Genomic DNA, 289 nt, shown 5'->3' with positions numbered 1-289 from the left:
CGATGCAATCACCGCGGCTCCTGCCACCATTGCGAGGACAAGGGGACGCATCCGCACAGCGTCAGCCCTCGCGATGATAAGGATGGCCGGCCAGGATGCTGGTCGCGCGGTAGAGCTGTTCGGCGAGCATGGCGCGCGCCATCATGTGCGGCCAGGTCGCCTTGCCGAACGCGATCAGCAGGTCGGCATTGGCACGTTCGGCATCATCGAAGCCGTCGGCGGCCCCGATCAGGAAGCGCGTTTCGCGCACGCCATCGTCACGCCAGCGGCCAAGCTTTTCGGCGATTTC

At 65.7% G+C, this 289-nt stretch carries 1 protein-coding gene; it reads right to left on the bottom strand.

Translation table 11 applies throughout. The annotated features are described in order from the left end of the window. Nucleotides 1-61: 61 nt before the first annotated feature. On the bottom strand, nt 62-289 hold a 228-nt coding region (locus SB786_RS35995; RefSeq protein WP_410731544.1), incomplete at its 5' end, for a 23S rRNA (pseudouridine(1915)-N(3))-methyltransferase RlmH.

This window comes from Burkholderia sp. SIMBA_062, from assembly GCF_046534765.1.
Lineage (GTDB): Bacteria > Pseudomonadota > Gammaproteobacteria > Burkholderiales > Burkholderiaceae > Burkholderia > Burkholderia ambifaria.
Note: the sequence above shows the minus strand (reverse complement) of the source record. Positions and strands in the feature narration are given on the sequence as shown.